Annotated in this window: 9 protein-coding genes; 7 read left to right on the top strand and 2 right to left on the bottom strand. The window is 70.4% G+C overall.

From position 1 onward, the window contains the following. Positions 1-55: 55 nt before the first annotated feature. Complete coding sequence (locus tag CNO22_RS22590; RefSeq protein ID WP_100499712.1) at positions 56-904, top strand: IS5 family transposase; 849 nt, start codon at positions 56-58, stop codon at positions 902-904. A gap of 111 nt (positions 905-1015) precedes the next feature. Next, positions 1016-1597, top strand: a complete 582-nt coding sequence (locus CNO22_RS22585; RefSeq protein WP_100501513.1) for a hypothetical protein — start codon at positions 1016-1018, stop codon at positions 1595-1597. A gap of 67 nt (positions 1598-1664) precedes the next feature. On the opposite strand, the gene CNO22_RS22580 is transcribed toward CNO22_RS22585, so the two are convergent. Both CNO22_RS22580 and CNO22_RS29820 read right to left on the bottom strand, forming a co-directional pair. Further along, entirely contained in the window at positions 1665-2312 is a 648-nt protein-coding gene (locus CNO22_RS22580; RefSeq protein ID WP_198588532.1) for an HNH endonuclease family protein, read from the bottom strand. Positions 2313-2454: 142 nt separating this feature from the next. Next, complete coding sequence (locus CNO22_RS29820; protein ID WP_269799621.1) at positions 2455-2589, bottom strand: hypothetical protein; 135 nt, start codon at positions 2587-2589, stop codon at positions 2455-2457. Between the two features lie 141 nt (positions 2590-2730). Between CNO22_RS29820 and CNO22_RS22575 the strand changes: the two genes are divergently transcribed. The 5 genes from CNO22_RS22575 (at position 2731) to CNO22_RS22555 (ending at position 9807) form a co-directional block, all read left to right on the top strand. Beyond that, positions 2731-3075, top strand: coding sequence for a tyrosine-type recombinase/integrase (locus CNO22_RS22575; protein ID WP_198588531.1), 345 nt, complete (start codon positions 2731-2733; stop codon positions 3073-3075). Positions 3076-3381: 306 nt separating this feature from the next. Next, positions 3382-6411 (top strand): ATP-binding protein, encoded by a 3030-nt coding sequence (locus tag CNO22_RS22570; protein WP_100501510.1) that lies wholly within the window; start codon positions 3382-3384, stop codon positions 6409-6411. Positions 6412-6535: 124 nt separating this feature from the next. Continuing rightward, on the top strand, positions 6536-7549 hold the full coding sequence (locus CNO22_RS22565; RefSeq protein ID WP_100501508.1) for a methyltransferase: 1014 nt from the start codon (positions 6536-6538) through the stop codon (positions 7547-7549). Positions 7550-7661: 112 nt separating this feature from the next. Beyond that, entirely contained in the window at positions 7662-8543 is an 882-nt protein-coding gene (locus tag CNO22_RS22560) for an SDR family NAD(P)-dependent oxidoreductase (protein WP_157937076.1), read from the top strand. Positions 8544-9456: 913 nt separating this feature from the next. Next, on the top strand, positions 9457-9807 hold the full coding sequence (locus CNO22_RS22555) for a tyrosine-type recombinase/integrase (protein ID WP_232807263.1): 351 nt from the start codon (positions 9457-9459) through the stop codon (positions 9805-9807). The last annotated feature ends 70 nt before the right edge of the window (positions 9808-9877 follow it).

The raw sequence follows: 9877 nt of genomic DNA, 5'->3' as shown, positions 1-9877 counted from the left end.
AGAACGTGTTGAGAAAGCGGGCTGACAACTTCGGGGTTGTGGGCCAGGGTGGGCTATGGGCTCTTCCCCGGCCTACCCCTCGGATCTGACCGATGAGCAGTGGGCGCTGATCGAGCCGCTGGTGCCGGTGCTCAGCACCAGTGGCCGCGGCACTCGCGGCGGACGACCGGCGAAGTATCCGCGCCGCCGGATCGTCGACGCGATCTTGTACCTGGACCGGACGGGCTGTTCCTGGCGGCAGCTGCCGCACGACTTTCCGCCGTGGGAGACCGTCTACTACTACTTCCAGCGGTGGGCCGCCGACGGCACCACCGACCGGATCCATGACGCGCTGCGCGACGCGGCCCGGGATGCCGCCGGGCGTGACCCAGCCGCCTCGGCCGGTGCGGTGGACTCCCAGACGGTGCCCGGCGCCGCCACGGTCGGCACAGGCTCCCGTGGCTACGACGCCGGCAAGAAGGTCAACGGCCGCAAGCGGCACCTGGTGGTCGACACCCTGGGTCTGCTCATCGTCGTGCTGGTGACCGCGGCCAGCGTGCAAGACCGCGACGGCGGCATCCGGGTGCTGGACCGGGCCAAGATGGCCATGCCCTCCCTGGTGCTGGTCTGGGCCGATGCCGCCTACAGCCGCCGCACCCAGGACTTCGCCTCGAAGGCGCTGCGCATCCTGGTGCAGGTGGTGGCCAAGCTGGTCGGCCAGCAGGGCTTCGTGCCGCTGCCGCGCCGCTGGGTGGTCGAGCGCACGCACGCCTGGATCACCGGCCATCGCCGGATGAGCCGGGACTACGAACGGCTGCCCGCCCACTCCGAAGCGATGATCAAGTGGGCCATGATCGGGCTGATGGCCCGCCGCCTCGCACCGGCTCCCGGCCGCCGTCCCTGGCAGCCAGCACGAGCTTCCTGAACCCTTTCTCGACACGTTGTCAGACACCGCGCGCGGCCGGAATGGGAGACGAGCGTTACCGGATCCAGGCTACGGTCCGTCAGCCATCAGTCACCGCACGGGGAGAACCACATGACCGAGCCCGCGACCGCCGTTCAGCCGCCACCGGCGGCACCGTCGCCGAAGCCACGGACCTGGCTGCGCTGGGCGATCCCGGCCGCCACTCTCGTCGTAGGGATCGGCATCGGTGCTGCCGCTGCTACCACCGACCCGACCAGCAGCGAGGAGTACCAGGCGCTCGAGCAGCGGCTGGACACGGAGGAGAAGCGCACCGCATCCGCGCAGGAGGCGGCCGAGCGCGCTGGGAACAACGCCGCCGCTGCCTCGCGATCAGCCGCACAACAGGCCACCGAGCTGGCGACCCGCGAACGTCTCGTGACCGAGAGGGAGCAGGCGGTCGGCGCCGTCGAGCAGCGGATCGCGGAGACCTCCATCCCGAACGGAATCTGGACCGTCGGTGTGGACGTCGAGCCGGGCACGTACCGGACATCTGCGGCGCTCACCGGCTACTGCTACTGGGGGATCTACACGTCCGGCACGAACGGTGACGACATCATCGAGAACGACGGTCCCACAGGGGGCTTTCCGACAGTGACGCTGCGCGAGGGGCAGGACTTCGAGAACGGCGGGTGCGGCACGTTCGTGAAGCAGTAGCCCGAGAGCAGAAGAGCCCCGCCCCGAGGCGGGGCGGGGCTCTTCGGGGGGCGCTGACGGAGGCGGGTCAGCGCGCCCGGGCGGGGATGGTCACGGTTCGCTGCCCGCACGCCCCGGTGAGCACGCTGGCCAGCTTGTTGCGCTCGGGGGCGTCCATGGTCAGACGCCACCGGTACTTCACCTCGACCCAGCGGATGGCGTAGTTGCAGTGGTTGGACGCCAAGGGCGGCATCCACTGAGCGGGATCACTGTCCTGCTTGGAGGAGTTGACGTTGTCGGTGATGGCCTCGAGGGAGGCGCCGAAGGCCAAGTCGTTGGCGAAGCGTTGCCGGTCCAGGGCGGTCCAGTTCCGGGCCCCGGACTCCCATGCCTCCTTGAGGGCAACGCGGTGGTCGATGTCCACGTCGCTCGCGAGCGTCCACACCGCGCCGTCGTAGGGGCTGATCCACTGCCCGGACAGCACCGCGCACGCGCGGGTGGTCGTGTAGCGGGGCGTCACGCGGGACTCGGCGATGAGGACCTCGGCGCGGGTGTCCTGGCAGTCGCCGTTGGCGTCGGTCCAGTGCCGGAACAGCGCCCGGTCGTAGGTCGCGGACCCGGCCTCGGCGGCGGACGCGACCATGTCGAGGAGCTGACGCGCCGTGGTCGTGGCGGCCTGCGCCGGCGTGGCCAGGGACGTGAGCACCGAGAGGAACAGCGTCAGGGCGATCGTCACGGCCGTGGAGCGCAGTAGACCCGTTCGCGGGCGGCTCCGGGCGGGATCGGGCATTTGTGGGGGCTCCGTTCGGCAGCACGGGTGTGGGTCGTGGGGCGTCGCAGGAGAGACCCGACCCGAGACAGGGACGGAGCGTAAGTGATCAGCCACTTTCAGTGGCGCAGGCGCGTGCATGCTGCAGCCAGCCGCGGGCGGCGTAGTCGTCCACCGACTGCTGTGACACCCGCGCCTGCCGGTTGTCCAGCTGCGGGTGGTACATCGTCCTGGACACGGTCACCGCGAGTGCACTCCCAGGTCACGAGGTGGTTGAGGTAGTGCCGGGGCGCCGGTGACCGCCGCTGGAGGGCCTCGGGGGAGGGCCGGCATGGTGGCCACCTTCGATCCCGTCAGCGGGAACTGTCCGAACGGACCACCGCGGGTGACATCGACGCCCCGGCAACTCGCCGAGCGGATCGCAGCTGGGTCCTTCTGGGAGGACAACGACCGCGTGTTCTGTCAGGAGAACGGCCGTGCCCTCGAGCCGCGCAGCGACCACCGAGCCTGGCGCGCACTGCTGGCCGAGGCGAGGGTGCGGCCGGCTCGGTTACATGACGCTCGGCACACCGCCGCGTCGCTACGGCTCCAGCAGGGCGTGCCACCCCGGGTGGTGATGGAGATCCTCGGCCACTCGCGGATCAGCCCGACGCTCGGGACCTACTCCCACGTCGTCCCCGAGCTCGCGAAGGACGCCGCTCGTCGCGTGGGACAGGCGCTATGGGGTTGACTGGCCACCACAGCGGCACCAGGAGCCAGGCGTCCACCTCTCCGCGAGGAGCGAAAGCGCAGGTGAACCCGGGTGGGCCCCGTGGGGATCGAACCCACAACCCGCGGATTAAAAGCTCGTCAGAGACACCCGACTGACCTGGGACTCGTTGCCCTGATGCCGCCCTGACGTGGACAAATACCGTTAATCACCGATGGTCGGCAGTGGCAGTTGACGGCCCTTTTGTGGGCGTCGTGTGGGCGCGGTGTGGGTGCGAGCGGGCTCGCAGGGCGGGAGCCACAAGGTCTGGTCAGGACCGGGTCGGTCATGTCCACGGTCCCTAACAGCGACTTCTGGAACCGCCGTCAGTCCAAGAAGGGCTCTGCCCGGGACCCCGACTTGGGACGGCGGGACAACAATGCTGGGGTGGCACAGCGGTCGGTCACGGCATCGAAGCTGACGAGAGCAGTCTCGTCGGAGGTGGTGGGCCGCGCGGTCGAGTTCGCTGCCCTACGGGAGGCTTTGGACGCCGCGACACGGGGCAACGGCAGCCTCCTGTTCCTCGTCGGAGAGGCCGGGATCGGGAAGTCGCGCCTCATCGAGGTCATCGCTTCGGATGCCGTTCGTCATGGGTTGCCGGTGCTGCGCGGGCGCGCGGTACAGAGTCCGACTCCGGCCGCGTACCGTCCCCTGACCGAAGCGCTCTCATCGGCGGTCCGAGCCGGTGCTTCCCCTGATGTAGCCGAACTCGGTCCGTTCGGTGCGACCCTCGGTCGGCTGGTTCCGGAGTGGCGGATCGACGAGCACGCGGGACCGGACGAGTCGCTGCTCGCGGTCGCCGAAGGCGTCCTGAGGTTCCTGGCAGCGACTGCCGGCGACCACGGCGCACTCCTGGTGCTCGAAGACCTCCACTGGGCCGACCCCGAGACGCTGACGATCGTCGAGTACCTGGCCGACAACCTGGCGGAGCAGCGCGTCCTGTGCCTGGTGAGCGTCCGAGACGACGAGCGTTCGCCCGGGCTGGCGCTCGGCTGGTCTCTCCACGCCAGGCGTGTGTCGCGGCTGCTGCCGATCGCGCCCCTCGACGAGCAGGAGGTGGCGGCGATGGTGGCGTCCTGCCTCGGCGCTGCGACCGTCCCCGACGAGGTGGTGGCGTTCGCCGCGCGGGCCGACGGTGTGCCGTTCGTGGTGGAGGAGCTGCTGGCCGCCGCCCTCGCCTCCGGTGCCCTGGCCGTCGAGGAGGGGAGATGGCGCGTCTCGAACAGCGTGGACGCGGTCGTCCCCCTCACGTTCTCGGAGAGCATGCGGCGGCGGGTTGCGCGGCTCGGCGCGCATGGCCGAGCGGTGCTCGTCGCCGCCGCCGTGCTGGGGCGGCGGTTCGACTGGAGCCTCCTGCCGGCGGTGACCGGTCTCGGCCAGGAAGCGGTCCTGGCCGCGCTCCACGAAGCGGTCGACGCGCAGATCGTCTTGTTCGACCGCGGGAACCGGGGCTTTGGGTTCCGGCACGCACTGTCGAGGGACGCCGTGCTCGCCGAGCTGTTCCCGCCGGAGCTGGAGGCCTTGTCGCGACGTGCCCTCGAGGCGGTGGAGGCGGCACACCCGGTCCTGGAAGACGAGTGGTGCGGGCTGGCCGCCGAGCTGACCCTGGGCGCAGGCGACCGCATCCGCGCCGCGACCCTCCTCGTGGTGATGGCACGCCGGGCGTTCCAGCGTGGGGCGCTGGCGACCGCGGAGGCGATCCTCGACCGTGCCCACGGCCTGCTGCCGGGGGATAACCCGACGAGCCTGGACGTGGAGGAGTTCCTGTTGCAGGTGCTGTCCCTCGCGGGCAAGCGGGAACGAGCGGTGGAGGTGGCAACCTCCCTGCTGGCCCGGCTGGGCGGTGACCCGCGGTCGGCGCGGAGGCGGGCCGAGGTTCACCTTCGCCTGGCTCGCGCCGCTGTCGCCGCCACGCGGTGGGAGGAGGCGCACGAGCTTCTGGAGCAGGCTCGCGTCGAGACGGCGGCCGCCCACGACGACGATCTCGAGGCCCGGTTGGACGCTGTGCGGGCCCAGACGGCGATGGGCCGTGAACCCGAGCAGGCTCCGGCGCTCGCCCGGGCGGCGCTCGAAGCGGCCGAGCGGCTCGCCCTCGCGGACGTGGCGTGTGAAGCGCTGGAGGTCCTCGGCCGGAGCCAGCGTCCTCACGACCTGGCCGCCGCCGAGACGACTTTCGCCCGGGCTCTTGCTCTGGCGGAGGCGAACGGCCTGACACTGTGGCGCGCACGTGCGCTGCACGAGCTCGGAGCGATCGACATGCTCCGCGGCCGCGGCGTGGAGCGGCTGGAAGAGGCCCGTGAGCTGGCCCTGGGCCAGGGGGCGCTCGCGACGGCCGCGGTGGTGGACGTGCAGATGGCGGCCGCGCTGGTCATCGGGGAGGACCCGGAGGCCGGCGCCGTCGCCGCTCAGCGCTCGGCCGAGCTGGCCCGGCGGTACCGCCTCGACCAGACGCTGGCCGCAGCGGCGGCGTTGGAAGCGTATGTGCACGCTCGTTCCAGGCGGCGCAGGGAAATGCAGCGATGCATCGACGAGGCGCTCGCCGTCGGCCTTGGCGTCCCCGACATCGAGGTGAAGACATCGACCGCGGCCGCTCTGCTGGGGCTGGTCGAGGAGGACCGGGCCACGGCACGGCGCGATCTTTGCGCCGGCCTGAGAGCGGCCTCCCATGGGGGCCGGGACTACTCGGCGGTACCGGCCATCGGGCTACTGGCCCTGCTCCGCCAGCTAGACGGAGCCGAGGACGAGACCTCCGAGATCGAGATCCCGGAGGAGTCCGTCCACTTCCTGGCCTCCGCCTTCCTCCGCTACGCCGATGCCGTCGCCGCCGGGCGCAGCGGGGACGCCGACCTGGCAGCCGCCTGCATGGCCGAGGGCGATAACACGCTCGGCGGTCACCGGTGGTTCCGCTACCTCGGGTGGCGGCTCGTTGCCGAGGCCGCGGTCTTCGACGGTTGGGGAGATCCGGTGCCGTGGCTGCGTGAAGCACTCGACTTCTTCGACCGCCGGGGAGACGACCACATCGCATCGGCGTGCCGGTCGATCCTGCGCAAGGCCGGAGCCGCGGTCCCGCGTCGCCGGGGCGAGACCGGCGTCCCCGTCGAACTTCGGGCACTCGGAGTGACCTCGCGCGAGCTGGAGGTCCTCCGGCTGCTCGCCCGGGGGCTGCAGAACCGGGAGATCGCCGGCCGGCTGTACCTGTCGCCCCGCACCGTGGAGCGCCACGTGGCCAACCTGGCGGGGAAGACCGGCGCCACTCGCCGTGCACAGCTGGTCGCCTACGCGGCCCGGGCCGTCGGAGGTGACGCCCGGTCGTCCTAAATGGGGGATCGGCGACGCAACGGTGACGGTTCTGCCTCATGTCGTCACGTCTCCTCTCGGCGCACCCTCGCCGTGGGCCTCGCGCCACGAGGTCGGAGGTGCGACGACGGGACGGATGAGGGGCATGACCACGGACCAGGCGACTCCCGAGGGGATCCTGCAGCTGGGGCTCGGGTTCTGGGGATCGAAGACGTTGCTGAGCGCGGTGGAGCTCGGGGTGTTCACCCTGCTGGCCGAAGGGCCGCGCACCGGGGAGTCGGTCCGGGCCCGCCTGGGCCTGCAGCCGCGCGGTGCCGACGACTTCCTCGACGCCCTCGTGTCGCTGGGCATGCTCCAGCGCACCGATGACGAGTACGCGAACACGGCGGCGACCGAGCTCTTCCTCGACCGCAACAAGCCGTCGTACATCGGCGGCATCCTCGAGATGGCCAACGCCCGGCTCTATCCGTTCTGGGGGTCGCTGACCGAGGCCCTCCGGACCGGACAGCCCCAGAACGAGCTGAAGACCGGCGAGGACTTCTTCCCCGCCCTCTACCAGGACCCTGACCGGCTGCAGCAGTTCCTCCATGCCATGACCGGCCTGACCATGGGGGCTGCGCTGGCGATAGCCGAGAAGTTCCCATGGGAGCGGCACCAGAGCGTCATGGACGTCGGCACGGCCGAGGGCTGCCTGCCGGTCCAGCTGGCGCTGCGCCATGCGCACCTGAACGCCGGCGGGTTCGACCTGCCACCCGTCCGGCCGGTGTTCGAGGCCTATGCGCAGTCCTTCGGGCTCGCCGACCGAGTGCGGTTCCACGCCGGGGACTTCTTCGCCGACGACCTACCCCCGGCCGACGTGCTGGTCATGGGCCGGATCCTGCACGACTGGGGCCTCGACCAGAAGCTGACCTTGCTGAAAAAGGGGTACGACGCGCTGCCCGCCGGCGGGGCGCTGATCGTATACGACACCGTCATCGACGACGACCGCCGTGAGAACACGTTCGGCCTGCTGATGAGCCTCAACATGCTGATCGAGATGGAGGCCGGCTTCGACTACACCGGCGCCCAGTGCCGGTCCTGGATGGCCGAGGTCGGCTTCCGCGAGAGCTACGTCGAGCACCTCGTCGGCCCCGACTCGATGGTCGTGGGGATCAAGTAGCCGATCCGGACCGCACGAGACCGTGCGGAACGGCCCGGCACCGCACCACGGCATGCCTATCGGCAGCAGCACATCGTCCCCACCCAAGACCGACACCCCATGGAGCAGACCCATGAGCACGATCGACGGCAGACGCGCCATCGTCACCGGCCCCACCTCCGGAATCGGCAAGGAGATCGCCCGCCAACTCGCCACGTTCGGTGCCGAGGTCGTACTCGCGTGCCGAGATGTCGATCGCGGAAAGCGGACGGCGCGCGAGATCTCCGCCGGCACGGGCACGGGTCCCGCGGTCATGGCCATCGACACGTCGAGCCAGAACTCGATCCGGCAGTTCGCGGACGATTACCGCCAGCGCTACGGATCGCTCGACGTCCTCGTCAACAACGCCGGTGTGCTCCGCCCGGGGCGCGAAGTCAGCGTCGATGGATACGAGTTGACCTTCGCGACCAACGTGCTCGGCTACCACCTCCTGACCCGCGAGCTCGTCGATGCACTGCGCGCGAGCACATTCGCCCGAGTGATCAACGTGGCGTCGGTGTACGCGAGCGACGTCGACCTCGACGACCTGCAGTTCGAGCGTCGTCCGTACGACGGGATGCGCGCATACGCCCAGTCCAAGGCCTGCGACCGGATGCTCTCCTGGGCCTTCGCCCGGCGACTCCAACCGGACGGGGTCACCGTCAACGCCGTCGCACCGGGCCTTGTACTCGAGACCGCCCTCTACCGAGACCTGCCCGCAGAGATCAGGCACTACCTCGAACAACAGCCCAGCCGCACGATCGCAGAAGGAGCGAACTCCGCGGTATGGCTGGCAACCAACCCCGATGTCGCCAGCGTGACCGGCAGGTTCTACGACCAGCGCACCGAAGTCGACTGCCAGTTCCGCGACGTCGACGCGGAAGAGAAGCTCTGGGATTTGTGCCAGGCGATGGTCAACGCACCTCGTCGTCCCAGCGACGCACTTCAGCTGGGCAGCGTGCCACTTGGTGCATGACCCCACAGTCCGGACGGCGGGAGCGGGAAGAGGCCCGTCCTCGGAGACGGAGAGTGGTACATCCACGTCGTCGACATCGCCGTCCTTCCGGAACACCGACCATCGCGGCCTCGGTCTTCTGGCGGTAACGGGACGGCGGCCGTCGATTGCGGCTGCTGCCTATGGTCGGCATCAGGGGGAGCTGTTCCGGATCCCGGCCACCGGCAGGGACATCAGACCGTCGAGCACTGGCACGAGACCGACCAGATGGGCCTCGTGCGGCAGCTCGGCGTCATTCCGCCGCCGTTCCACATCGGCTGACTAGCTTTCGTCTCTGGGCGTCAAGCCAACTCAACCGGCCCGAGGGTCACCAGCGGCGACGCCGCCGCTTCTGGGCAGCGGCTGCGGAGGGACACCTGGGTGAGCTGGTGCAAGTCGGGCGACGACCAGTGCAGGCGGCTGGACGACGCGGGTGCCGGTCGGTCGTTCTGCCGACACCCGCGTCGCGGCCGGGCGCCCGGGCGTCCCACGCAAACGGTCAGCGTCGCCTTGCCGACATCCAGCCCGGCGACCCGCGCCCTTGCCACGAGCAGCAAGTGCCGCAACCAGAGGTCAGCTCCCGCGTCGATCGACCGCCCACCGCGGCCGCGGTGACTGACCCAGCCGCGGACCCAGTGGAGCACGTCCGGCCGACCGCTCGCCGCAACCGCGGCATCACCCACGCATGGACCACCTCACCGCTCGAGGACCTTCCGCGATGCACCCTGGAGCCGACGCTCGTCAGAACACCCGCACTGGAGGTTCACCAAGATCAGAAGCCATCACAGACTCGTGATTAGGTGAGTTGCAGGCGCGCGTCAGCGGGGGCGGGCGGAGCCCGCCACCCGTCCGGAGTGCCGCTGGGGTGTCAGGCGGCCGGGTCGAGCACCACCGTGTGGCCGAGCTTTACCGCTGCGGCTCACTGCTGCGCACTCACGTCCTGCCGACCTGGGGCCGGTACCGACTGGCCGACGTCACGCACGCCGACGTCGCGGCCTGGGTGGCGCAACTGCGGGCGAACGGATCGGCGCCGGCCACCGTACGGCAGGCCCACCGGGTCTTCTCCCTCCTCCTCGGCCTTGCTGTCCGAGACGGACGCATCCCCCGCAACCCCGCCGACCGGGTCCCCCTGCCGCGGGTGACGCGAGACGAGCCGAGGTTCCTCACCCACGACGAGGTGGAGCGTCTAAAGATCATTAACGGCAGGAGTTACGGGCTCGGTTGGCCGCCGGCCGGACCCTGCTGACAGTCGGCGCGGCCTGCGCTATGCCCACACCATGAGGTATCCCCAGGGTGGCGGGCTGACCGCGGACGAG

Source organism: Geodermatophilus chilensis (assembly GCF_002802985.1).
Lineage (GTDB): Bacteria > Actinomycetota > Actinomycetes > Mycobacteriales > Geodermatophilaceae > Geodermatophilus > Geodermatophilus chilensis.
Note: the sequence above shows the minus strand (reverse complement) of the source record. Positions and strands in the feature narration are given on the sequence as shown.

Bases quoted from the DNA above. Each gene is read 5' to 3' on its own strand.
- CNO22_RS22590 (WP_100499712.1), top strand. From the start codon at position 56: ATGGGCTCTTCCCCGGCCTACCCCTCGGATCTGACCGATGAGCAGTGG.
- CNO22_RS22585 (WP_100501513.1), top strand. From the start codon at position 1,016: ATGACCGAGCCCGCGACCGCCGTTCAGCCGCCACCGGCGGCACCGTCG.
- CNO22_RS22570 (WP_100501510.1), top strand. From the start codon at position 3,382: ATGTCCACGGTCCCTAACAGCGACTTCTGGAACCGCCGTCAGTCCAAG.
- CNO22_RS22565 (WP_100501508.1), top strand. From the start codon at position 6,536: ATGACCACGGACCAGGCGACTCCCGAGGGGATCCTGCAGCTGGGGCTC.
- CNO22_RS22560 (WP_157937076.1), top strand. From the start codon at position 7,662: ATGAGCACGATCGACGGCAGACGCGCCATCGTCACCGGCCCCACCTCC.